A 23,241-nucleotide genomic window follows, 5' to 3' on the forward strand; every position below is an offset into this window, starting at 1 on the left:
GCGACAGCCTACCTCTGACTGCCGCCAATCTTTGCAACAGAGCCCTCATGAGGTCCTTTGGTCGGCAGAGGACTTCTGGCGTGTAGAAGACCGTTCGAAATCGGTTCGCGAGGGCGTAGTGCTTCGCGTCGTGCTCCCCACGCGGACCCCACTCGTTGATGTACGCCTCGAGCGCGTCCCAATTCGCGTACCGACGAGCGGAGTTGGTCTTTCCCACGCCTGCAGCGCCGTGGCAGATCCCGATGGTCTTCTCTTTCCGCACGGCGTTGGCGAACTCGGTGAAACGTCGGTGTTCTTTGGTGACGATAAATGCTTGGTTCATCACTCGTCCTCTTCGTAGGTGCGCAGCTTCGGCCGCCGCTTTGTGGGTTCGGGGATGCGAGGTTCCTCACGGGTGGCAACGGTCGGGATGCGGTCGTTGATGGCTCGCCGCAGCTGCTTGCGACGGGCGCGGCGAGCCGTTTCGATGTCGCGAAGACTGAGGCGCAGGTTGGGGTGGGCTTCATCGATAGCGGTACAGATGAACGTGTCCCGGTCATAGACCCGGATCTCGGAGATGTCGCGGGGGTCGTACCGGATCGTGATGGTGTGGCCGACGAACGGGGCAAGAGTGGGGGCGAGGTAGCGCTGGCCTTGGAAGTGGATACCGTCGCGTTGCACGACTCGGTTCTTCGGAACAGTGAGGAGAAGTCCGTCGAGCTCTTGGAAGCTGTCGGGCATCCGTGGCAGCCATCCGTCTGCAACCCAAGCGTCCCGCGGCGAGATCCCCAGCTCACTATGGGGCCGGTCGTTGTAGGTGCCAATAAACTGGCCGATAGCACGATCGAGACCGGCAAGGTCGAGGACAGGCGTAGGTGCCCGACTGCCGGGTCCAAGGTAGCCAGGTAGTGCGCTCAGGAGTTCCGTGTTGATCGTGCCGAAGAACCTCTCGATCTTGCCGCGCCCCTGAGGCCTGCCGACGGTTGAGTGGATGATCCTGACATGCAGGGCGATCGCGGTTCGTTCGAGGTGGTGGCTGATGAAGTCGGAGCCGTGGTCGACGTGCAGGATGTCGGGGATGCCGCACATCGCCCACGCGGGGTCGGTCTTCCGCCAGATCGCCTGCCGGAGGGCGAGGGCTGTGTTGATAGCTGAGGGTGCACCGCTGAACACCATGAACCCGCAGATCGCACGGGAGTAGTCGTCCATCACGGTCGTCAGCCACGGCCGGTCAGGTTTACCGTCAGCGCCGACGATGAGGATGTCGAGTTCAGTGTGGTCGGACTGCCAAGTTTGGTTCGGGTGTTCAGCACGGCGCCGGAAGACGAGCTCGTGCTTGTCTCGGTACGAGGCCGGCCCCTCCAGCGCCAAAGTGACAAGAGCCGGATCGAGGGCCTGGACGATCTGCCGCACGGTCGCATAGCTCGGAGCCCGCAGCTCACGCGCCTGCGCATCAGTGACGGCGAGACGATGCAGCGTGGCGACACTCGGGCGCGGCCGAGTGAGTGCCAGCTGTTCGATGAACGCGACCGTCTCTGCTGAGGTTCGGCGGACACCTTTGTCCATACGCGCATGAGGGTCGAGGGATGCGACGCCGCCTGCTCGATAGAGCTGGTTCCAACGCTGCAGAGTCCGAGCGGAGATCCCTGTTTCCCGAGCGAGGACGGCGAGCGGGATCTGGTCTTCGACATGCAGCCGAAGAACACGCCACCGCTCGGCCGCATCCACGAGTCACCTACACGGTGGTGCTCTCGCGGGCCGCAGAGGCTTGCTGATGCCGGTACAAAGTGGCTCGGCTCCACCCGACGAGCTTTGCCGCATCCTCCGCGGTGCGGCCCTTCGCCCGGGCCTCGGAGACGAGCTTGAGTTTGTCCGCTACAACCACAGGATCGGACAAAGGCCGACCAAACTTGGTGCCCCCATTTCGAGCGGCTGTGATTCCTGCGTTCACACGCTCGGTGATCAGCTCGCGTTCATACTCGGCCAAGGTGGCAAGCATGTTCAGCATCAGCCGGCCCGACGTCGTCGACGGGTCAATCCCATCCGAGATGCTCTTCACCTGTATGTCACGCCCTCGGAGCAGCTTCACCGTGTTCAGCACATCGATCAAGGATCTTCCGAGGCGATCGACTCGCCACACGACGACGGTGTCGCCGGGCTGGGCGTGCTCGAGGAGCTTCTTCATCCCGGGGCGTGAGATCGCGGTCCGACTGCCCGAGGTGACGTCGGCAAAAATGTCCCGCTCCTGCACGCCCGATTTGACCAGAGCCTCAACCTGCAACTTTGCGTCTTGGCTTCTGGTGCTGACCCGCGTATATCCAAGATGTCTCACGGCTCCATTCTGCCTTGGAAATAGCTAGAAACGTCGACGCAAAGACACTTCGCGGTGAGACATGTTTCCAAGACAAATGTGACCCGGAATTCCACCGTTAGTTCCTGAGGCTCGAGGGAGGCTTCGCGTGTCTCGAAAAGCTTTTGATTGTCAACGCATGTCGATGTCCGTCATGCCTTGGATCCCGGACATTCGGGGGTGTGGTGCAGGAAAGCTGGGGAGGCGAGAAGCACCCGGAAAGCGGCGGTTGACGCGTCGCACTGGATGAAATTTCCATCACAGTTTTGGCGTGGAGTGTTCATCCACGGTTTGGTCGGACGCCACCGATGCGACATCTGGTCCTCCTAATTTGGGCGACGTGACCAGAACCGATCTTTCATCCTCACGCCTTTGGCGCGGCGACGGACAACCTCTGCTCGAGCAGATCCGCCTTGCAAGTGCATCGTTCTCCGAATCGGAGAAGCGAGTTGCGCGCTCGATCCACGCCGATCCGCGTGTCGTCATGACGAGCTCCGTGACGGAGTTCGCCCAGATATCTGGAACGTCGGTCGGGTCAGTTGTGCGGTTCTGCCAGAGGTTCGGTCTGCATGGCTTCCAAGAGTTCAAGCTCCTACTCTCGCGCGAAACCCCGCCCGATAGCCCGGGCCCGACCGATGCAGAGGATCCACTCATGAGCACTGTGCGGGGGACTCTGCGTGAAAGCGCGGACGCACTGGAAGCAACCGCCACTCACATCGACCTCAGCGACGTGACGACCATCGTCGACGCCCTAGCATCGGCCCGACGCATTCGGTTCGTAGCAGTGGGCACGTCCGCTCCGCTTGCCTCAGACGCAGCCTATCGACTTACGGCCCTCGGACTCGACGCGACGTTCACCCCCGACTTCATCGCCCAACACGTCGCCGTCCAGGGCCTTGATGAGCGCGACGTCTGCTTTGTCATCAGCCACACGGGATCGACGAAAACGACGCTCGAGGCGGCGCGCACCGCTGCCAATTCAGGAGCGAAAGTCATCGGCATCACGAGCTTCCTCACATCCCCGCTCACAGAGATCGCACACGCGCTGATCGTCGCGGGGAGCTCGGAGACGCGGCATCGAGTGGAGGCGATGACCAGCAGAATCGTGCATCTCTCACTTCTCGATGCCATCTACAGCGTGCTCACGATCCGAGTCAGCGGCGCGACGGAACGGCGTGACGAGGCCGAGAAACTCGTCAACTCCCACCGGATCTGATCCGGCTCGAGCCCCATAGACAGAGAGCGAAGATCGTGAACGGACAGGTCACCGACACCGACGGCAACCCGCTGGCGGACATCCGGGTAAGCGACGGGAACACCGTCGTGCATACTGCGGCCGACGGGAGGTTCCAGCTGGAGACGGACGCGCGTTTCGTGTTTGTGGTGCGTCCGGTGGGTTGGCGATGCAACCAATGGTACTTCGACGGTCGCGAATCCGAGGTGACCTTCACCCTGCAGGCGTCCCCAGTAACGCTTCCGCTTCGCTTCGCTCATCTCACGGACACGCACATCGGTGATGGCGGCAACTATCCGCAGCCCGCGGAACTTGGCACGGGTGAACGTTTGTCTACATTGCTGACCAAGATCGTCGAAGACCAACCGGACCTGCATTCCGCGATCATCACCGGTGACCTGACCGACCACGGCCTCCGCGAGCAATACCGCGAGTTCCGCGAAGCAATTTTCGACACACCAATCCCCGTGCATGTAATTCCCGGCAACCACGATCACATGACGGAACAGACGAGCGATGTCGTCAGCCGCAACGGCTACGCAATCCACTCCGGAGAACCGCGCCACTACGAAGCATTTCTCGGCCCGCGGTGGTATTCGTACGATCTTCCCGCACTGCACGTCGTCGCCATCGACTGGTTCACGCACGAGCTCGGCCGGGATCACGAACAGCAGAATGCCTGGCTGAGGGCCGACCTCGAAGCACTCGACGAGGACATTCCCTGGATCCTACTGTCGCATGATCAGCCAGGCTCCTCGATTCTCTCTGGGCTCCCGAGGCCCCCCATCGCTACATTCTCGGGGCATCGCCATACGTCGCGGGTCGTACGTACTGCGGACACGCTGCACGTCAACACTCCACCTGCGCTCTTCGGTGGCGTCGATCTTTCTCCGGCGACCTACCGCCTTATCACGTGGGACGGCGTAACGATCGGCGTCGAGACGCTCCCTACCGATCCGGATCCTGCCCAGACCCCCGCGGTACTCCTCCCAGCCGCGGCCGAAGCGGCGCGCTGGCGCCGGAGCGTCGGGACGCCCGGCCAGCGTGCCCCTTTCGCGATCGCCAAGGGCGTCATCGTTCTTCCCCTCGCCGATGACGACCACGCTTCGGGGGGTCTCTTCGCGGTCGACGCCGCGACGGGCGGGCTGCTCTGGCACGCCGACCTTGATGCTCCCGTGCGTTCGGCCCCCGTGGTGCACGGCGCGAGCGGCACGGTCCTGTGCACATCGGTATCCGGAACGACAGCGGCGTTCGAAATCTCCACGGGGCGACAGCTATGGCGGAAGCACACCCCCGACCCACTCAGGCTCTTCGGGTTCACTCCGCCAGCAATTCACGAGAATCTCGTCCTCGTGGGCGATCACTCCACCTTGCGCGCGCTCGACATCGACGACGGACACACGATCTGGGAGCGACGGGACATAGCGCCGTACCAGATCTTCGCCCTCCTCGCCGCGCCCGTCTTCTGGGAGCGACGGGCAGCCGACGACGCGTCGGCTCTCATCGTCTGGAGCGGATTCCCTGAGCCGCGAGTCCCTGTCCTCCTGGATCCGGAGACGGGCGAAACGTTCGGGGACCGACTTGCGGAGAGCAACACAGATCTCCTCGAATCGTTGCGCGGTTCGTCCCCCCTCCCGATCCGCACGCCGCTCATCGAACCTGCTACGGGTGATCTGATTGCGACCGGGATCACTGGAGTGTTCCGACGTCCCACGAACAACGACGCGGTGAGCTGGTTCCAAGCGAGCTCGATTCCGTGGAACCCGACGCCGCCGTACTGGACGCTGGAAGGAGTTCTGTTCTCCGACGCGGGAGGCAGCGTCTATCTCAGAGACGCGGCGAGCGGCGAGACACGCTGGCACGCAGAGGTCGCGGCTCGAAGTAATGCCTGCCTACTCACGTACAGGCGCACTCCTCATCCGCTCTTCGCGGCGCCGACGATCTTGGACAAGCAGGTCATCCTCCCAGCCCTCGACGGTGACATCATCACCCTCGATCTCGGTGATGGCGCCCTGCGCTCACGGTTCGCCACCGGCATCCCAATCCTCGTCTCCGTGCAGCGCTTCGAGGATACGACCGTCGTGCTCCACGCCGACGGCACACTCTGCGCCTACCCGAGCGCAATCGTGCAGGGGGAGGAGTCGTGAAGCACCGGAGTATCGGTTGGGTGCTCGTAGCACCCGCGCTCGCACTCATCGGATTGTTCGTGCTCTTGCCGGGCGTGCTTGCGCTCGTCGGCAGCCTCTTCCGCATCGATCTCGGCGACCGCACCGTATGGACCTGGGCCGGTATCGCGAACTACACGGCGATCCTCACCGACCCTGCGGTACAGCAGGCACTGTGGAACACGGTCGTCTACTCAGTCCTCACCATTGTTCCCAGCCTCGTGCTCGGACTCGGCACCGCCATGCTTGCGCACTCGTTTACTCGAGGTCGACCCGCGCTCCAAGTTCTGCTCTTTCTCCCCTTCGCCACCAATATGGTCGCGGGGGCACACCGCAGCAAGACTTGCCTCCCCACAGAAGAGACGTCGCGATCGTCTTCCAACACTTCGCGCTTTATCCCCATCTCAGTGCGCTTGAGAACATCACGCTCGGCCTGCGACACGGCCTGCGCCTCACCCGCGAAGAGGCACGGGCGCGGGCAATCGACCTGGCGCGGCGCATGGGTATTGGAGAGCTGCTGTCCCGGAAGCCGCGACAGATGTCCGGCGGACAGCGTCAGCGTGTTGCACTCGCGCGGGCGCTCGCGCGCAACGCGCGCGTCGTTCTGCTCGACGAGCCGCTCTCGGGACTTGACGCCCAGCTCCACGTCGCGCTGCGCCAGGAAATCGCCGATCTGATGCGCGCGACCGGTGCGACGTCCATCCACGTCACCCATGATCAGAGCGACGCGATGGCGCTGGCCGATCGCATTGCTGTCATCCGCGCGGGTCGAATCGAGCAGATAGGTACTCCGGAAGAGATCTACCACGATCCCGCGACGTCATTCGTCGCTGGTTTCATCGGGTCGCCACCCATGAACCTCTTCGACGGAGAGCGCAGGGACGGGGGGTATCGCACCGTCTTCGGTGTGATCGCCTCACCGCCCGCCTCCCGCAGCGTCCTGGTCGGAGTGCGGCCGGAGCGTCTTCGCCTCCGAGAGGCCGCAGATTACCGAGCGACCGGCCTCGTCCATACAGTGATCTTCGAGGGGGAGACGCAGGTCCTTGAAATCACGGTGGATGGCGTCCCCGCCGCGGTTCGCACGGATCGCGGCGTCTCGGTTCATCGCGGCGAGTCCGTATCGATTGGCTTCAACGCATCGGACATTCTGCTGTTCGACGCCGAGACGGGTGCCCGATTGCCACGCGACGGTGCTCATGCCGAGTAGGGGCGGCGCCGTCCTGTGGGATCTCGATGGCACGCTCATCGACAGCGAGGCGAGCTGGGCGCACGCGTGCGCCCAGCTCTCGCGCGAGCTTGGAGCGCATCCCTGGGATCCTGAACCGGCAGAGATCTCGGGCATCTCCATTCCTGGTCTTGCGGATCTCCTCCGTGAGCGTGGAGCTCGTAGTGAACGCCGTGTGGTCGTGAAACTGCTGGCGGAACGAATGGAGGATCTCAATCGTCGCGACGGAGTCTTGTGGCGCCCGGGGGCGCTCGACCTGCTGGAGACCCTGCAGCGTGCGGGCGTTTGCCAAGGACTCGTCACGATGTCCCCCTCGCGCACCGCAGCCACCGTCCTCGAACAGCTACCTCACCCATACTTCGCCGACGTAACGACGGCAGATATGGTCACCCGTCCAAAACCCGACCCAGAGGCCTACCGGACAGCTCTCCGCAACTTACGCGTCTCTGGCTCGCAATCCGTGGCAATAGAAGACTCCACCGTTGGGGTGCAGAGCGCGCGAGGCGCGGGTCTCCGCGTGATCGCCGTACGGGGCTCCCAACCCGTCGAGGCACAGGATGGCATCCAGGTATGGGAGTCGTTCCGTCATCGCGGGATCGATGACGTGATCGCGGCGGGCTTGCGACTCTGAGGCGTCTCTGGATCGAAAGCAGTGCCAGTACCCCTGCGCGTTGCACTGGAAACAAGCTCGCGAAACCCATGAATCTAGAGATATCTCACCGGCCGCACTGACTCGACTAGTCCCCGGGGAGCGTCCTCTCGTCTTGCCCGCCCGCCAGCTGACGGTAGCTTCACGTACCCCGGTTCGTCTGGAGCGGGGTGGCGGAGGCGCTCGAACAGGGCATACCGTCCATCCACCAGACGCGATCTACGTCGCTATCGTCGGACCACTTGCGCATCCTCAGCGCGACGAAAGCTACATAGCTGATGTACAGCGGAAGGCAGATGAAGCTAACCAGGATGATCCATCCGTCCGGTATGCCCCAGCACTAAACGCTCCACTTCACCAGAAATATGAAGACTGGGAGTGGTGCCAAGAGTGCCGCAACGGCCAGCGCGGACCCCTTTGACACCAACCGCGCTTGCCTAGACGCCTCAGGTGTCGTCTCCATGCGGCGGCGGTAACACACCCCATGCGCGTAGGGGCAGTGGAACCGACCATCTAACCGGTTCGCGAAACCCATGGGTTATGCGACAGGGAGGTTACGAGACACATGCGCCCGGTCGCGGCCGCGTGATCGACCACGAGACTTGCGACCTTGCGGCGGGCGTCTTCGAGGCTTGCCCCGATGACCTTCTGGGGCTGCCCGTTGAGCGTGACGATTGCTGAGCCGTCCTTTTCGGTAGTGGCATGAGCGGTCATGATGCTTCCTCCTTGTGTGATGCGACAGCCGTTGCCGTGGTGCTGCCTCCGGGTGACTGATTCGGCGGGTACGCCTCGATTCGCACGGCGGCGTCTCCGAGCTGCAAGCGCACACCGTTGGGAACAACGGTCGGCGTGTGTGGTGCGAGGGGCGTTCCATCGGCCTCGGTGCCGTTTGCTGCGTCTTGATCGGTGACGATCAAGCGGCATTCGTCATCGACGTCGACCAAGGCGTGCGTGCGCGAGCACTCACGGCCAGGGCTGTCAAGCGTGACGCTTGTGTGCCCTGCAATCTCTTTGGGCCTGCGGCCGAGCACGATGGGCGGTTCAGCGCGCAGCGCTCCTGCGCCTTCGACGTGCACGAGCAGAGTCGGCCGCGCTGCCTTGCGCGGTACGACGATGGTGTGGTCGATCACCGTTTCTTCCTCGGCGGGGGCGGCGTGGTACGCCTCGGGGATCGGGTTGGGGCGCGGCTTGGGGGCGATGACCGGCGTGGGCATCAGCGAAATCGTGCCTTCTGGGTAGACGTAAAACTGCCAGTTGGCGTCAGGGTCATATGCGATGAAGTGCTGGGCTTGGCCCGTCTCCACGGCGTGCGCTATTGCCATGTCTCGTACCTTGTCGCGGGCCTCCGCGAGCGAAGGGGCACGAAACTTTGTTTCGTGGCCGTCGATAACGATGCGAGCTGAGCCGTCTCGGCCGACGAACGATTCAATGGACATAGCGGATCTTCTTACTCTTCGGACTCGGGCAATGACGGGGCGGGCAGGTCGAGGTCACCAAGCATCGGCTGTTCAATGTCAACAACGGTGCCGGTGCGCTCATCGAGGATGAAGTACCAGATAGCGGTGTTGTTGCCGATAGGCACGGTGGTGGAGCCGTTGTGATAGGTGCCCTCGTAGTTCACTGAGACGCCGACGCGGAATTGCCCGGTGCCCGGTTCTCGGTGTTCGTTGCCTTCGCCGTATTCGATTGAAGCGGGCACGCTGCCGACGTTGTTGACCTTGATCTGTGAGATTTCGTTAGTACCGAAATACCCCGCCCAAACAGGCAGGTAATCGCGTGCAAGGCTTTCACTCATTCCGGCCTCGATATAGCGCTGTTGGGTCGTCTCCGGGTTGGCGGTGCCGTTCCATGCAGCCGCGAGGCGGGCAACGTCGAAGACGGTTTGCTGCTGTTCCTCGGTGAACGTGATGGTGGGCGTCTCTTCGATCTGGCTCGATGTGTCGGGCTGCGCGTCGTCCTCATCGTTGTTCTGGTTGGCGAGTACCAGCCACACGATGAGGCCTGCGAGAATCGCGGCTGCTGCGATGCAGCCGATGATGATGAGCGTGAGGCGCTTGCGGTCAATCATGGTGTGGTGCTCCTTAGAACGTAAAGCCAGCGGCGGTGAGGATGGGGAGGGGATCAACGGCGGTGCCGTTTAGGTGCACCTCGAAGTGCAGGTGACAGCCGGTGCTGTAGCCCGAGCTGCCGGTGAGCGCGATTTGTTCTCCGGCTTTGACCTTCTGCCCTGCTGAAACCATGATTTCGTTTGTGTAGCTGTGGACGTACCAAGTCACGAGGCCTTCGCCGTGGTCAATCTCGATAATCATTCCGCCGCCGCCGCCGTCGAATACGCGGCTTACTTCGCCGTCTCGGGCTGCCCAGACGGGGCCGCCGCATCCTCCGGCTTCAAGGTCAAGGCCGTAGTGGAATGGCTGTGTCGGCCCGGCCGGGGTCTGGATGACTTCGCGAGGCCCAAAGCCTCCGTTGATGGGGCCGTTGCCGGGCCGCGCCCATCCGTCGAGGCCGATTTCGCCGGGAATGCCTGGGATCGTTTCGCAGCTCCCGCTGCCGCTAAGCAGGCTCGAATCGAGGCCTGACAGTGCAGCGACGACGGCGGTTGCGGGCACCCAGTAAATCTCGTAGTGGAACGGGTCTTGGTTGACCTGCACCTTGTGAGCTACGAGTGTCGGGGCGAGGCTCTGGCGCTCGGCCTCGGGCACCTTCTGAATCATGGCGTCGAAGAACTTGCCCGCTGAAATGTAGGGGTCGAGCCGGTCTTCGAGGGTGCCCCAGTTGTCGCGCTGTTGGAACAGGCCTCGGCTATCCGGGCCTGCGGCGTCGCCGTACTCGAGTACCTGCAAGCTCGACTCGCCCATAGCGGTCATGACGCCGATGGTCTGATCGCGCACGCTCAGGCCGCGATCTTGGGCGGCCTGGATGATGTGTGCGGCGTTCACTAGTTGCTCATGGCCGTAGCCCGAAATGCTGGTGGCGGGCACCTTGCTGGGGTCGATACGACCGCCTGTGTTGAAGCTGCACGCGGCCGCGCTGGCGGGTGCGAAGAATGCCAGTAGGGCAATGATGAGCAGCACCACGGCGAGCACTGCCGACACAATCGTGATGATCGGTGTCGAAGTGGCGACGGCCGCAACGGCCGCGACGATGGTGCGCAGCGCGTTCGCTGCGGCGGCGGCCGCGCGTGCCTGAGCTGCGGCAAACCGGGTGATCGACGTGCCTGTGCTCGCGGTGGTCTTGGCGGCCTTCGCGGCCGCGGCGCGCTTCTGCGACGCAACGATGCCGCCCTTGACGGCCTTCCCGGCGAGCTGGCCGCCCGAGCGCACGCCTCGGCCCGCGGTCTTGGCTGTGGCGGCGGTGCCTCGCTTCGCGCCTGCGAGAGCGACGTTCTCGCCCTCGCGGGTAGCGAGGTCTACCGCGTCCTCGTCGCCGTCAGCCGTCTTGGCGGTGGTGGCCGCAAGTGCAGTGCCCTTCACAACACTGTCGCCCGCGCCCTTCGCAGCTCCCGCCCCTGCTTTGCCTGCGGCCTTCGCAGTGCCGCGCATTCCGCGGCCGAGCGCCCCGCCGCTCGTGCCGGTGGGCGCGTCCGTGGGATCATCGCCGCCGATGATCTGCACCGAGCGCTTATTGAGCGAGAGCCGCGCGAGGTTGTCGGAAGCTTCACCCTGCGGGTTCGAGCTGCGAAGGCCTTTCATTGGGGGTTACCTCTCTCCGAATGACGTTGAGAACAGCTTGTACAGTGCTGAATCGGTCGGAATGCGACCATCCATCGGGATCACCGCATTACCTGAGCGCATGAGGCCGTGGCCGGGTTGTACGTTCGTGAAGAATCGGCGCTGCTCTTCGGAGAAGTGCAGCAGCTCGCACAAGCTGTCGGCGTCAGTTGCGTTCTGGCCCAGCAGCAGCAGGAAGTCACAGTTCGCGAGCATCAGGCGTGCGTCCTGGTTTGCCAGCAGCTCTTCGATGTTCTGCGTGATGCCGGTAGGGATCAGCCCCCACTTGCGCGCACGCTTGTACAGGCCGCGGAAGTAATCCGCGCTGTACTTGTTCGAGAACAGCAGGTGGAACTCGTCAATGTAGAGCCAGGTGCGGCGGCCCTCGGCGCGGTTGCGAGCTACGCGGTTCCAAATCTGATCGAGAATGACCATCATGCCGAACGTGCGCAGCTCGTTACCGAGCTTGGAAATATCCCACGACACAAGCCGGTTTGCCGGGTTGACGTTCGTGCGGTTCGAGAAGCCGCCGAGCGAGCCAATCGTGTAGATTTCGAGCATTCGCGCCAGCTCGCGGCCTGCGTCTTCGCCGCTCTGTGCGAGTGCTTCGCGCAGCTCCACCAGGGTAGGCATTGGCCCGCCTTCGGCGGCGTGCTTCCTGTAGAGCGTGAGGGTGCTGCGGTCTGCGACTGAACGCTGCTCGGGCGTCAGTCCAGCCTTGCCGCCCACGAGCGCTTCGAGCATGGTCAGCACGAATTCGCACTTGGCGTTGATCGGGTCGTCTTCGCCGGTCGTGAAGTTGAGCTCAATATCCATCGGGTTCACGCGCTGCTCACTGCCCGCGTGAATACGGATGACTTCGCCGCCGAATGCCTCGATGAGCGGTTCGTACTCGTGCTCGGGGTCGATCACGATTACGTCATCGTCTGGGCGGCTCAGGAGCACGTTCGTAATCTCCATCTTGCCGCTCTGCGACTTACCCGAGCCACTGGTGCCGAGAATGAAGCCGTTGCCGTTGGTGGTACGGGTGCGATCAGCCACGAGCGCGTTGCTGCTCTGTGCGTTCACGCCGTACCAGTTGCCACCGGGAACGAACAGCTCTTGCGTGGTGAAGGGCACAATGATTGCGGCTCCGGCCGTGGTCAGGGTGCGCCGCATGGGGATACGGCGGCGGCCGATAGGTAGTTCGGTCGTCAGGCCGTCGAGCTGCATGTAGGTTGCGACCTCGGCGGTGCAGCTCTGCTTGCGAATCACGGTCATCACGCGCTTCACGTTCTGTTCCATCTTCTCGCGTGACGTGGCGCTCACTCCCATTACCATCACCGTTGAGAACAGCTTTTGGTTCGAGCTGCGCAGCTCATCGCGGAGGCCTTGGGCCTCTTCGAGATTGTCCTTGACGGCGCGCGGGATCATTTCTTTGTCGATGCCCTGCTTCGTCGCGCGCTTCTGCTCGGTGATCTTCTGCATTTCAAGCTCTGCGATCTGCCGCTGCACAAGGCTCATGCCCTCGACCTGTTCGAGGGGTTCAAGGTGCAGCGAGATAGTCAGGTCGCACTTGATTTCGGTCAGCTCTGAGATGAGTCGATCCGAGAGCCACACGGGGTAATCGCGCATCCAAAGCACGGTGTGGTAGGTGTCTCCCGAGCCGTTGCGGAAGATGAGCGGGCCGTTCTTGTCCTTGGCGTCAATCTCCCAGGGCGCGACGAAATCGGCCGTTGAGAGCTTGCGGTTCGGCTCGAACTCGTCTTCGTTGAATGTGAACAGCTCGTGTGGTCGCAGAATGTGGCTGAACACTTCGAGGCGCTCGGCTCGGTTGAGCCGGTGCACCTGGCACCCGTCCATGCCTTGCAGCGCTGCCTCGGCCTCGTGGAAGATGCGTGTGAGGGTCGTTTCAGCCTTTTCGAGGTCGGTTTCTTGCACGGTAACAGTCAGGTACTTCTCCGTGACCGTGTTACCGCTGGCGGCCGCGAGCTTGTCGCGTACGATTCGGTTGAAGTCGGTGCGGAAGAAATCGAACTCGTCGCCTCGCAGCGGCTTTTGCACAAGCTGGCTCACGTCGGCGTCATCGAGCACGCGGTTCACGATGGTTTCCTGTACACGGGTGCCTGCACCGTAGCTGTTCAGGAATCGTGCCCAGCGATCAACGATGCTCGTTTGCTGGTCTTCGGCGGCTGCGACATAGTTGATGTCGCTGATGCCCAGTGTCATCGACCATTCATCTTCACCGAGCCAGGCGACGCCGCTGGGCATGATCGCTTCGTAGCCCAGTATGTCGCGGGTGCGCTTCGGCGCGGCCTTGTAGCCGGTGGGGCCAGCGTTATCGCTGCCAGACTTCCGGGCCTTGCGGTTGCGGCGCTCTCCGGGCTTTGCCAGGGCGGCGGCGCGCTGCTTCTGCTTGCGGGTGTTCCGTGATCGTTTTGCGGAGCTTCCGTGCTGCGGCTCGGCGCTGCTTGGCGCTTCGGTTTCGGCTGGTCGGCTCGGCAGGTTCGCCGGGCGCGACAGGTACGGGTTCTCCTGCGGAGTCGTTACCGGGCTGGGGTTCGAAGGTGTCTGCATAGCTAATCGTCTTTCTCATCAGGTGGTGGCGGAGGAAGAATCCGAGATACTGCTCGGGTTTGAGGCCCATAGGTCTCCACCAGCCCCATATGGCTGCTGGGATGAGCAACGGGAACATGACGTACATGCCGACCGTCGTTGCTTGTTCCATCGTCTGACCGATGCCCATGAGTCCTACGGTGACTCCGGCGAACGCGCCGCCGCCGATGCCAACCATGAACGCGAGTGCGGCGATCTGTCGCCAGGTGCGCCCAAACATCGGTTTGGGTTCGTAGGCGGCGATCTCCTTGTAGACCTTCATTTCAAGTGCCATGACTTAGCCCTCTCCGATGACCTTCTTGGCGAGGCCATTTGCACCGAACAGTAGGAAGATGAGCACGATGGGCGCGACGAAGAATTGGCCGAAGTTGCCAAAGATGAAGCCGACCATATCGCCGTCGTAGCTGCCGATATTGCCGAGCCAGCCCCCGAGTAGGGCTTGATACATCTTCACGGCGACAACGATGATGACGCCCGTGAACGCGACGCTCGCGAAGCCTTTGAGATAGCCAATGCCGATGCTCTTGGTGTCGTCGTGTCCGAGGAACGCGAGCGGCAGGCTCGCGAACGCGGTGAGCATGTACATCTGCAAGAACCGGATGAACACAAGCACAATGGCGATCACCGCGGCGAGCTTCTGCACCACCCACGGCAAGAAAAGAATGACGATCATGCCGAACTTCTCCATGTTGCCGAGGTCATCGAGGTCGTCGCGCATCGCATCGCCCATCAGGGCGGCGTCTCCGCCGCCTGTGCCCACGTCCACCGAGTTCGCGGTGTTCGTGATCGAGGTAGCGATAGATGCGATTGCTTCCAGCAGCAGCACTGCGTTCTGTGCGACCACGAACACCAGAGCGATCTTGAACATGGTTGCGGCGACGATCCGCACGCCCAGCTCGCGGTCACCCTCAGCCCTCGTGCTCGTGGTCGCGAGCATCAGAACGAACATGATGCTGAGCACGATGGATGTGACGGGCTTCACCGCTGTGCTGTGGATCGTGAGCGCTGCCGAATAGAGGTCTGCGTTATAGACCTCCGGCGACAGCAACAAGTCGTTGGTAGCCGACCCCGCCCCTTGGCTGAGGTGGTTGAGCATGGCTACCAGCCAGTCAGTGATATCCATTGCGGTGCCTTACTAGGCGACGATGACCTTGAACAACGCGGCGGCCGCGATGATGAGGCCGCCGCCGATGATCTGCCACACGCCCGTCTGAATCTGCGGGCCGTTCTGATCCTTGAGCGCGCCGCCCGTGACGATCGCTCCCCAGACCAGCCACAGGCCGCCGCCGATGATCGCGAAGGTGGTGAACAGGTCGAGAATCTGGTTGAGCAGGTCCATGGTGTCTCCTTTGGGTTTCCGACTTCTCGTAATATACTTTACGAGAAGTTAGTCGTTTTGTCGATATGGTAGAAATGGTGAGTATGCGGGGTGAACTTTCGGAGGCTGAGGCGCGGGCGCTTTCGCACCTGAACCCTCGCCGCTTCGAGCTGTTGCTGCGTGCAGCGCGGCTTGGCGGGCCGTTCACTGCACCGCAGCTCAGGGAGGCCGCGCCAGAGCACGCATCTTCGCTGACACGCGATCTGAACGCCCTAGAAGCGGGCGGGCTACTCTTAGCCTCACCGAGCGCGGCTGAGCCGCGTCAGGGGCGGCCGGTGCAGTTCCGACTCGCCCCTGAGACGCCCGCGCTGTTCGCGCGGCTCTCCACCTTGATTTCAGAGGCATCTAGCTAGACTCCTGCCGTCGTTTTTATCGCGGCCTTGCGCGACTTGAACGGCTTGAGGCCTCGAATCAGCAGAATAGCCTCGTCGTTCGACATGCGCCCAATCTCGTCGGCTGTCAACAGCGCACGCTTCAACGTGCGCTGAGCCTTCGTGCGTGAGCCGGTGACGCCGTAGGTCTGCGAGAACTCGTCCATCGTGATCGTCTCGTCTCCGAGCTGCTTAGATAGCCACTCGTTCGTCTCCTGGTCGCGGCCGCCCAGGAACAGAAGCGAGTCACAGTTGCCAACAATCGCGTTCCAGTCATCGCGCCATATGGCCTTGCCCTGCGAGAAGGCCTGCACGATGATGCTGGCGCTGATCCCGCGCGAGCGGATCGTAGCCATGAGCACTTCAAAGCTCGGAATCTTGCCGATGTTGGCGAACTCATCGAGGAAACAGTGCAGCGGCACGTCGAGCGTGCCGCCCTCGTTGTGGTCAGCGATGTAGACGTTCTCCGCGAACAGCGACTGCCAGAACATTGCAGCGAGGAATCGGAACGTGACGTGTGTATCTGGGAGTTGCAAGAACAGCGCCGTTGGCTCTCGGCCGACGCGATCTAGCCCAATGTCGTCACTGGAAAGAATCTCGCGCACGTCGTGCATGTCGAGCGGCGCGAGGCGCACGCCGAGCGAGATAACGACGCTCAGGCGCGTCTCTGCCGGGCCTTGCTGATAGACGCGGTACTGACGTGCGGCGAAGTCGAGCATCTTCATCACGGCCTCGTCTTCTGCACCGAACGCGGCGGGGTCTGCCTTCCACTCTTCAACGATCTTGCGCGCGGCCTCCATCTTGAGGTCGGTGTCACTGTTGAACTCGTCAGGGTTGCTCTCGCTACCCTCCATCGCCTTGTGCAGGTCAACCACGGACGGCAAGTGCATCTGGCCGCTTTCCTCCGTCGTCGTCGCCCAGACGTAGGCGATGAGCGCGGTGAGTAGAGCGCGCTCTGCTCGCTCCCAGAACCCGTCACCGCGGCTCTCCTTGCCGCTGGTGTTCGCCATGATCGTTTCGGTGAGCTGAGCGACGCCGGTTTCTGGTTCGGTGTCGTTGATGTAGGCGAGCGGGTTGAAGCGATTGGACTGGCGAAGATCGACCAGGTTGAACGTGCGAACGCGCAGCCCCTTCGCTTCGAGGGGCTTGCGCATCGTGCGGTAAATCTCGCCCTTGGGGTCGGTGACAGCGAAGCTCCACCCTTCGATGGTCGAAAGGTTCGGCAAGACATACCCTCGTGTCTTGCCCGTGCCCGATGCTCCGAGCACGCACACGTTGAGGTTGCGGCGGGTCTTGTACGGATCGAGCGCGAGTCCTTCGGTCGCGGTGAGCTGCAAGCGCTCGGCGGGGTTCTTCGTGGTCAGCGGCTTCATGTCGCGCGCGGTTGCCCACGCGGCCGATCCCTGTTCCTCGCCCTGCCTTGTGTTCTTCTTCCCGCTCATGCCGTAGAGCACGATGAGTAGGAACAGCACGGCGGCCACGGTGCCGCCGATGAGTGCAGCTTGATCGAAGTCGAGCTGGAACAGCGAGGCACCGAGAGCGGGTAGGAACTGCTTCGGAATCTCGTTGACCGGCGTGCCCGCGGCGTACTCGGTCATGGTGAAGTGCGTTGCACGGTTACCGAGATAGAAAACGATCCCGCCGCCGACGAGCGCTCCAATGACCTTGCCCTTGGTGAATCCTTGGCTCATCGTTCTACCTCCGGTTCGCCTTCGGCGTGGGTGCGTCATCACTGGCATTGCGACTCGGCGTGCGCTTCTTCGTGCGCGTCTTACTCGAATCTATCTCCGCCTTGCGCTGCTTCACGTCCTTGTCGATCTTCTCGGCTGCGTGAGCGCGCGTGCGGTCGCGTGCGGTTTGCTCGGGCCGCTGCTCACTGCGTGTGAGCGCTGGTTCACGCTCGATGCTGTGGCCGCCGCGATCTGTCACCGCTTCGTCTGGCTGCGTCGTCACGCGCTCGGGCGCAGCATCGTCAGTGCGCGTGCGTGTCTCGCTCAGCTCGGCACTCTCGACGCGCGGTGCATCCTCGCGCAGCTCGTCAGTGCCGTGTACGGGCACCTGTGTCTGGTCGTCGCTGCTCAGCGTCGGCTCGACGGTCTGCTGCTGCTCCTGCTGCGCTGCGCCCTGTTGCAGCTCAGGCGCGTTGCGCGCCAGCTTCTCATCGACGCGCTCGGCCGCGACCGTGAGAGCGTGCTGGATCAGCTCGGCATCCTTCCCCTGAACGTGGAAGGTGCGCGAGCCGTCGCGGTGCGTCTCAACGCTCCACACAACGCCGTGACGTCGCAGCTCGCGCTCTAGCTCCTTCGACACTGCCCGGTCGTCGATGTTCACTAGATCGCGCTTGCCCTCCGCGATCTTGCTGAAATCTTTGAGTGAAACCTGCCCGCTCTCGCGCTGCTTGTTGACGTTCTTCTGAATTGAACGGTAGATCGCGGTGACCGCTTTGAACGGCGCGGCCGCGACTCCCTTTCCAACCCATAGCGAGGCCTTCATGCTGGCGCTCGATGTGGTCATGGTGACCTTCTGTGTGAGCTGTTGCAGCTCGGCTTCACCCTTGTCTACGAGGTCAACCATTATCGTGTCCTTCCATCGTTGTTGCGTGTCGGTGCGTCCGGTCGCTGGCGATCTTCGTTGCGTGCGCGCAGCTTGTTCGCTTCCATTTCGAGGCGGTCTTGCAGTGTCATCGAGCGTGTGCCGCCGTCGCGATCCTGCTCTGCGTCATCGAGCGTGACCGCATCGGCCGAGCGTTCGTCAGCGCGTGCGGCGCGCTGTGCGTGCGTCTCGGCATCGCCCGCTGCAACATCGCGGCTGAGTCGCTGCGCTGCCTGCTCTCGCTGGCGCTGCTGCTGCGCTCGTTCGCTGCCCTCTCGCGCAGCGTTCGACTGCGCATGAATTCGATCTGATACAGACATCTTCGCTTCCTCCTTCGTTAGCTGGGTCAGTGCGTGAATGTCGCTCTTGGCTCCGTCAATCTCACGTTCCATAATGCGGAGTTGTGCTTGTAGGCCTGCAAGCTGTGCGGGGTCACCTGCCGGTGTCACCATGAGTTCGGCTGCTGCTACAAGCGTTGTCTGGTACGCGAAGTGACGCTCGGCAACGAACGCGCGTGCGCGTTCGATAGCGGCATCGGGGCCGCTGCGCCCGCTGTCACTCATCCATCGAGCCTTCGCGTTCACGCGAGCTTCGAGGGTGCGTAGCTCGCTGAGGCCGGTCTGCCACTTCGTCAAGTTTCCACCGAGCTGCGCGTTCTTCGCGTAGTGCGTTGCACCCACTAGATCAGGTTCCGAGAACCACTTGTACAGGCCGATAGTGGGCACTGTCTTTGCCAGGTTGCCGCGTGCATCGGATAGCCGGTGCTCATCGTTTGCAGGTACATAGATGCGCAGCGCTCGACCATGCCGAACGATCTGAGTCTTGGCAACGGTCAGGTGTAGCTCGCGCTTCGTGCCCGGAACAATCACGGTCATCGTGTCGCGCGTCTCCTTCGTCACCATCGACACATCGACGCCGATCTGATTGACAACCTGGCGCGTGAGCCGAGCCATGATTGACGCTTCGGAGTACGCCGCGCCCAGTCGGTAATCGCGCACCGGTCGAGGCATCGAGATTTCGCGGAATGAGAGTGTGCCCGAGCGGCCGCCGCGTGTCGATACTTCGACGCCTGCGCGACCGAGGATCGCTTGAAACTCTGTCCAGCTCGTCGCACGAATGGCTGCTTTGTCAATCTCGGTGCGAATGAACTGCTTGCCGCTCTCCCCCTTGAGCACGCGGTAAATGTCTGCCATCGACCGCCCGCTTGCGCGCTCGGGCTTCGGTAGAACGCTCAAGCCTTGCGCCCTGCATAGCTCATCGCTCATGTCGCGAATGTTGCCAATGGTGCTCTTCTGAACACGGAACCGTCGGCCGGTTTCGCGGTTCACTGCGTTCAAGATGATGTGATTGTGAACGTGCCCCTTATCGAGGTGCGTTGCAATCATGTACTCGTGCGATCCGCCCGTGATCTGCTCCGCGAGCTGCACGCCGAGTCGATGCGCGGTAGCAGTGTCTACGCCGTCCTTCGGGTCGAACGACTGGATCACATGATGCGCGAGCACACTACCTTCGCGAGCCTTCGAGACGCCGACCCGCTGCGCGGTCTGCTCGAACTGCCGAGCAACGGCCTTGAAGTCAGACGGGTCGATGATCGTATCTGCGTTTGTCGAAACCCACACACCGTCAGCCGTTGCGTCAGGGCGCGAGATGTAAGCCAACGCCTTCGCGGGTGTTGACTTGATCTGCCCCATCTTCACAACGGCCATGTGCTCACTCCGCCGCTTTCGCTGCCTGCTCGATCAGAGCTTGAATCTCGCGCACGAGCTGGCGCGTGTACTTCACTTCATCCAGCGTCGCAACGTTCTCCGTGTTCGCCTGCCTCGCGATCTGGTTGATGTTGTTGCCGATCCTCGCAAGCTCAGCACCGAGCGGTGCAGGATCGAACGCGATCTTTCGCACCTTCACTTCACCGTCGAGAATCGTTCGCCGCGCGAACTCATCGAAGCTCGACGCCTCCGCGAGAGACATGCGGCGCTCAACCGTCGCCCACTCAGAGTCAGAAAATGAAATGAGCTTGCGAACCGGCCGTGCTCTGCGTGGCTCCGGGTTCGTCATGCTCTCTCCTACTAGCGGGTTCGGGCTGCAAGCCTGTTATTGTCAGTCCTTCCGGACGGACAAGCCGCAAGTGGTTACCACTTGCTATGCTTGCTACCCTCCGTGAGTCCATCCTACCCCCGAAGCTGCACAGTCGCTAGACTGGGTAGCGTAGGGGTATCGGCGCAGCCGATCCTCTGCGTAGCAAAATGAGAGTCGGCCGCGCTGCGCGCGGTCGGCTCTGTCAGCGCCAGCCCTGCCGGGCTGGCTCAGAAAAGGGAGTCAGCATGTCTACTGAACGGAACATTGACGATCTGCTCAAAGAGGATGAAGCGCGGCTGAAGGCCAAGCGCAAGCGTCTGAGCACGTTCGGCAAAGCACTTGAGGATGCACGCGCCGCGAGCGTCAAGGCTGCGGATACGGCCGCCGAGATTCTTGACGCCGGTGACCTGACGCGCGCCGATATTGCGAAGGTCTTTGCTCTGAGCAAGGGTGAGCGCTCGACGCTCATTCCGGCCGCGCAGCGTCGCGCAGCGTCGGCGTCAGCGGCGCAGTCGCCAGTACAGTCGGCGCACGCCGAACACGAGCCAAACTACAGCGCGGCCAATACCGATCAGTAGGGCTTGCACGAGCCAGATGATGCCGCGGATGATCGCACCCGCGCCGAACAACACGAGCTTGATAACAAGTGCGATCACCAGAACCGCGACGACGATGAGGACGACTGCCATGATCTGCATGGTGTCTCCTTTCGCTCGCGGTTTTGTGTGTGAGGGCTTCCCCCGATGATACGAGATTAGCTCCGGCCTGGCGAGCCTCAAGGGCGCTTTGCGTCGCTGCGCGATGCGGCTTCGCCGCACCCTTGACCCTCGCCAGGCCTACGCTGCGGGCTTCATATCGGGGTAAGCATCACTGCGAGTAGCGGGGCTACTCGGGCTTCGATAGAGCACGGCTTACCGAGCTGCGGCCGACGCCAAGTGCGAGCGCGATTTGCGCGTAGCTCATCGGCGGGTCAGCCTCCCGCATGGTCTTCGCCATTGCGATTCGCTCGGGTGTCATGACGGTCGGGCGGCCGCCGATGCGACCCTGGGAGCGTGCGTGCTCGACGCCTCGCCGGGTGTTCTCGCGGATCATATCGACGCGGAGCTGCGCGAGCGTCGCCATGATCTTGAGCATGGCTTCGCCCATCGCTGTTGACGGGTCTATGTCCATCCACGGTTCATCGAGGCTGCGCAGCTTCACGCCTCGCGCTGCGTGGTCACGGATGACCGAGATAGCGATGCTGTCGGTGCCTGCTACGCGGTCGAGCGAGGGAATCACCAGCTCATCACCGGGGCGTTGAATCTTGCGGCACTCGATCCAGTCGGGGCGATCCTCAACGCGACTTGAATAGCCAACGTCAACGAAAATGCGTTCGCAGCCTGCCTGTTCGAGGCGGGCGATCTGCGAGTCTGCATTCTGCTCGCGGGTGCTGACACGGGTGTATCCGAGCTTCACGGTTATCGTCCTAAGCTCGGGCCGCGCTCGGGCGGCTTCGGCTTCGTACCGTCGCCCAGCTCGGGCGTATCCGGGCCGCGATCTGCTGCGTGCTTCGGCTTGCTCGGCCGAGCTTCGCGCAGCTCGTTCATCTTGCGCTCGATGCGCTCTCCGAGCGTCATCGGCTTCTCGGGCGCTGCGTCGCCTGTGACGCGGCCGCCCTCGTGCATGAGCACGTTCGACCGCGGCACGGCCGCGTGCTCGAACACGGGCACCATAGGCCGATGATTCGGGGTGTACTCCCCCATCGGCGGCCGCGTGGCGGCCGATGCCAGGTTCCAGACTTCCTCGGGCACACGCTCGAACTCAAGCGTGTACGGCGACCGCTCCGCGATGTGTTCCATGAACACCTTGGTCGTCCTACCGTTGCCCTCCCTGAACGGATGAGCCTGGTTGACGTGGGAGAAGATTTCGGCCGAGCGTTCCGCGAACGCTGCGTGGTCGAGCTGCGCCCAATCGGTGCGCTCAACCATCGAACGAACGTCGGTCAGATAGGCGTCTATCGCGCCGTTGTGAGCATCAGCGAACGGGGCCGTGCCACCCTTCGCCATGTTCACCGTTCGGTACTGCCCAGCCCAGGGGTAGACATCACCGAATAATTGCCCGTGGATTGCTTTCATGTGCTCGCCGTCGAACGTGCGAGCCACTAGATCGGGGCGCAGCTCAAGCTCGGTACGCCGAGCGAACGACATGCGATAGTCGTAGCTGCGCAACCCGTCGAAGTCTCGGATGCCGGGCACGTTGCGCATCACACCGTGGCCGGTCTGAGCGTCGTAGGTTTCCGGGTAGAAGTATGACGCCCACGAGTCGAACTGCTGCGGCATCAGAGCGCGGCGGCCGCTCCGGCGATGCGCGCCGCCTTGTCGGCCGAGCGTGCCTGGTAGTCCTCGAAAGTCAGCGCGCCGCGCGTGTAGTCGATGAGGTCGGCCACGTCTTCGCGGTTCGGCTCCCATCCCTCATGCCAGCCTGCCGCGAGCGAGCGCACAACGGCTCGGCGCTGGTCAGCGTCGAGCTGGTCGAACAGCTCGGGCCAGCGGGCCTCTACGTCAAATGATGGTTGCGACATAATGCTGCACCTCCTGGTGTACTCCTGATTTTACCGGCCTGCCCGCAAACGGTATAGGTCGGGTTTCGGGTCGGGGTTGGTTTCGGTCATAGGTTTCGGTCGGTCAGATAGCGGCGTGTCGCTGCCTCGGCGGGCTGTCCGGCACGGCTGCCCGAAAACGACCGTTATTGGGCGCAGCCTCCACCTTGTGCGATGTGGCCGCGCTTCATCAGCTCGAAGCGCACTTCGCTCAACAACGCATTGCAGCGCTGCCGCTCTTCGTCACTCGCAGCGGCGGCTATCGCCGCCTCAAGTCGGCTCATCTCACGCGCCAGCTCCGCGTCGCTCATCTGATCGTTCTGAGTCATAGCTGCCCCT

The 23,241-nt window shown here is 62.7% G+C and carries 24 protein-coding genes and 1 pseudogene; 6 read left to right on the forward strand and 19 right to left on the reverse strand.

The window, feature by feature from the left end; translation table 11 throughout:
* Nucleotides 1-76 precede the first annotated feature (76 nt).
* The 3 genes and pseudogenes from ACTNFJ_RS12590 to ACTNFJ_RS12600 form a co-directional block, all read right to left on the reverse strand.
* A pseudogene (locus ACTNFJ_RS12590) lies at nt 77-322 on the reverse strand (AAA family ATPase); the annotation flags it as partial.
* Nucleotides 322-1,707: a TnsB C-terminal domain-containing protein gene (locus ACTNFJ_RS12595; RefSeq protein WP_329747759.1), complete on the reverse strand. Its 1,386-nt coding sequence runs from the start codon at nt 1,705-1,707 to the stop codon at nt 322-324. The pseudogene ACTNFJ_RS12590 and the gene ACTNFJ_RS12595, both read right to left, overlap by 1 nt.
* 7 nt (nt 1,708-1,714) lie before the next feature.
* Nucleotides 1,715-2,311, reverse strand: coding sequence for a recombinase family protein (locus ACTNFJ_RS12600; protein ID WP_329747760.1), 597 nt, complete (start codon nt 2,309-2,311; stop codon nt 1,715-1,717).
* Nucleotides 2,312-2,669: 358 nt separating this feature from the next.
* Here ACTNFJ_RS12600 and ACTNFJ_RS12605 point away from each other — a divergent pair, with 358 nt between their 5' ends.
* From ACTNFJ_RS12605 to ACTNFJ_RS12620, 4 genes are all read left to right on the forward strand, one after another.
* Nucleotides 2,670-3,545 carry an SIS domain-containing protein gene (locus ACTNFJ_RS12605; protein WP_167492488.1) on the forward strand — a complete coding sequence of 292 codons (876 nt, stop codon included), beginning with the start codon at nt 2,670-2,672 and terminating at the stop codon, nt 3,543-3,545.
* A gap of 35 nt (nt 3,546-3,580) precedes the next feature.
* A complete protein-coding gene (locus tag ACTNFJ_RS12610) occupies nt 3,581-5,710 on the forward strand; it encodes an outer membrane protein assembly factor BamB family protein (protein WP_069388522.1) in 2,130 nt (709 codons plus the stop codon).
* Nucleotides 5,711-6,071: 361 nt separating this feature from the next.
* On the forward strand, nt 6,072-6,935 hold the full coding sequence (locus tag ACTNFJ_RS12615; RefSeq protein WP_435907664.1) for an ABC transporter ATP-binding protein: 864 nt from the start codon (nt 6,072-6,074) through the stop codon (nt 6,933-6,935).
* The gene (locus tag ACTNFJ_RS12620) at nt 6,925-7,584 is read left to right on the forward strand and encodes an HAD family hydrolase (RefSeq protein ID WP_329864036.1); all 660 of its coding nucleotides are present in this window, start codon (nt 6,925-6,927) and stop codon (nt 7,582-7,584) included. The genes ACTNFJ_RS12615 and ACTNFJ_RS12620 overlap by 11 nt, the downstream gene beginning before the upstream one ends.
* 531 nt (nt 7,585-8,115) lie before the next feature.
* Here ACTNFJ_RS12620 and ACTNFJ_RS12625 read toward each other — a convergent pair.
* The 8 genes from ACTNFJ_RS12625 to ACTNFJ_RS12660 are packed head-to-tail and all read right to left on the reverse strand — an operon-like array spanning nt 8,116 to nt 15,246.
* Nucleotides 8,116-8,316 (reverse strand): hypothetical protein, encoded by a 201-nt coding sequence (locus tag ACTNFJ_RS12625; RefSeq protein ID WP_435907663.1) that lies wholly within the window; start codon nt 8,314-8,316, stop codon nt 8,116-8,118.
* Nucleotides 8,313-9,038 (reverse strand): FHA domain-containing protein, encoded by a 726-nt coding sequence (locus ACTNFJ_RS12630; protein ID WP_435907662.1) that lies wholly within the window; start codon nt 9,036-9,038, stop codon nt 8,313-8,315. The genes ACTNFJ_RS12625 and ACTNFJ_RS12630 overlap by 4 nt, the downstream gene beginning before the upstream one ends.
* 11 nt (nt 9,039-9,049) lie before the next feature.
* Nucleotides 9,050-9,670: a hypothetical protein gene (locus tag ACTNFJ_RS12635; protein ID WP_435907661.1), complete on the reverse strand. Its 621-nt coding sequence runs from the start codon at nt 9,668-9,670 to the stop codon at nt 9,050-9,052.
* A 13-nt stretch (nt 9,671-9,683) separates the two neighbouring features.
* Nucleotides 9,684-11,294 (reverse strand): M23 family metallopeptidase, encoded by a 1,611-nt coding sequence (locus ACTNFJ_RS12640; protein ID WP_435907660.1) that lies wholly within the window; start codon nt 11,292-11,294, stop codon nt 9,684-9,686.
* Nucleotides 11,295-11,300: 6 nt separating this feature from the next.
* The gene (locus ACTNFJ_RS12645; protein WP_407640210.1) at nt 11,301-13,685 is read right to left on the reverse strand and encodes a VirB4-like conjugal transfer ATPase, CD1110 family; all 2,385 of its coding nucleotides are present in this window, start codon (nt 13,683-13,685) and stop codon (nt 11,301-11,303) included.
* Nucleotides 13,630-14,181 (reverse strand): PrgI family protein, encoded by a 552-nt coding sequence (locus tag ACTNFJ_RS12650; protein WP_435907659.1) that lies wholly within the window; start codon nt 14,179-14,181, stop codon nt 13,630-13,632. The genes ACTNFJ_RS12645 and ACTNFJ_RS12650 overlap by 56 nt, the downstream gene beginning before the upstream one ends.
* A 3-nt stretch (nt 14,182-14,184) precedes the next feature.
* Nucleotides 14,185-15,030, reverse strand: a complete 846-nt coding sequence (locus ACTNFJ_RS12655; RefSeq protein WP_435907658.1) for a VirB6/TrbL-like conjugal transfer protein, CD1112 family — start codon at nt 15,028-15,030, stop codon at nt 14,185-14,187.
* 12 nt (nt 15,031-15,042) lie between these two features.
* Complete coding sequence (locus ACTNFJ_RS12660) at nt 15,043-15,246, reverse strand: hypothetical protein (RefSeq protein WP_047523827.1); 204 nt, start codon at nt 15,244-15,246, stop codon at nt 15,043-15,045.
* 83 nt (nt 15,247-15,329) lie between these two features.
* Here ACTNFJ_RS12660 and ACTNFJ_RS12665 point away from each other — a divergent pair, with 83 nt between their 5' ends.
* Nucleotides 15,330-15,638 (forward strand): hypothetical protein, encoded by a 309-nt coding sequence (locus ACTNFJ_RS12665; protein WP_444711822.1) that lies wholly within the window; start codon nt 15,330-15,332, stop codon nt 15,636-15,638.
* Here ACTNFJ_RS12665 and ACTNFJ_RS12670 read toward each other — a convergent pair.
* Genes ACTNFJ_RS12670 through ACTNFJ_RS12685 form a run of 4 tightly spaced genes read right to left on the reverse strand, consistent with a single transcriptional unit; the run spans nt 15,635 to nt 20,303 of the window.
* The gene (locus ACTNFJ_RS12670) at nt 15,635-17,347 is read right to left on the reverse strand and encodes a VirD4-like conjugal transfer protein, CD1115 family (RefSeq protein WP_435907656.1); all 1,713 of its coding nucleotides are present in this window, start codon (nt 17,345-17,347) and stop codon (nt 15,635-15,637) included. The two genes, ACTNFJ_RS12665 and ACTNFJ_RS12670, sit on opposite strands and share 4 nt — an antisense overlap.
* Nucleotides 17,348-17,351: 4 nt before the next feature.
* Nucleotides 17,352-18,230 carry a DUF3801 domain-containing protein gene (locus ACTNFJ_RS12675; protein ID WP_047523833.1) on the reverse strand — a complete coding sequence of 293 codons (879 nt, stop codon included), beginning with the start codon at nt 18,228-18,230 and terminating at the stop codon, nt 17,352-17,354.
* The gene (locus tag ACTNFJ_RS12680; RefSeq protein ID WP_047523835.1) at nt 18,230-19,954 is read right to left on the reverse strand and encodes a relaxase/mobilization nuclease domain-containing protein; all 1,725 of its coding nucleotides are present in this window, start codon (nt 19,952-19,954) and stop codon (nt 18,230-18,232) included. The genes ACTNFJ_RS12675 and ACTNFJ_RS12680 overlap by 1 nt, the downstream gene beginning before the upstream one ends.
* Nucleotides 19,955-19,958: 4 nt before the next feature.
* Nucleotides 19,959-20,303, reverse strand: coding sequence for a MobC family plasmid mobilization relaxosome protein (locus ACTNFJ_RS12685; protein ID WP_086991031.1), 345 nt, complete (start codon nt 20,301-20,303; stop codon nt 19,959-19,961).
* 266 nt (nt 20,304-20,569) lie between these two features.
* Here ACTNFJ_RS12685 and ACTNFJ_RS12690 point away from each other — a divergent pair, with 266 nt between their 5' ends.
* The gene (locus tag ACTNFJ_RS12690) at nt 20,570-20,902 is read left to right on the forward strand and encodes a hypothetical protein (protein ID WP_047523838.1); all 333 of its coding nucleotides are present in this window, start codon (nt 20,570-20,572) and stop codon (nt 20,900-20,902) included.
* Nucleotides 20,903-21,209: 307 nt separating this feature from the next.
* Here ACTNFJ_RS12690 and ACTNFJ_RS12695 read toward each other — a convergent pair whose 3' ends face one another.
* The 4 genes from ACTNFJ_RS12695 to ACTNFJ_RS12710 form a co-directional block, all read right to left on the reverse strand.
* Nucleotides 21,210-21,779: a recombinase family protein gene (locus ACTNFJ_RS12695; RefSeq protein WP_231555071.1), complete on the reverse strand. Its 570-nt coding sequence runs from the start codon at nt 21,777-21,779 to the stop codon at nt 21,210-21,212.
* Nucleotides 21,780-21,781: 2 nt separating this feature from the next.
* Nucleotides 21,782-22,642 carry a Fic/DOC family protein gene (locus ACTNFJ_RS12700; protein WP_435907655.1) on the reverse strand — a complete coding sequence of 287 codons (861 nt, stop codon included), beginning with the start codon at nt 22,640-22,642 and terminating at the stop codon, nt 21,782-21,784.
* Nucleotides 22,642-22,884, reverse strand: coding sequence for an antitoxin VbhA family protein (locus tag ACTNFJ_RS12705; protein WP_435907654.1), 243 nt, complete (start codon nt 22,882-22,884; stop codon nt 22,642-22,644). Before ACTNFJ_RS12705 ends, ACTNFJ_RS12700 begins: the two co-directional genes overlap by 1 nt.
* A 164-nt stretch (nt 22,885-23,048) precedes the next feature.
* Entirely contained in the window at nt 23,049-23,231 is a 183-nt protein-coding gene (locus ACTNFJ_RS12710) for a hypothetical protein (protein WP_435907653.1), read from the reverse strand.
* Between the last annotated feature and the right edge of the window lie 10 nt (nt 23,232-23,241).

Source organism: Leucobacter shiyiweii, assembly GCF_052446065.1.
Taxonomy (GTDB): domain Bacteria; phylum Actinomycetota; class Actinomycetes; order Actinomycetales; family Microbacteriaceae; genus Leucobacter.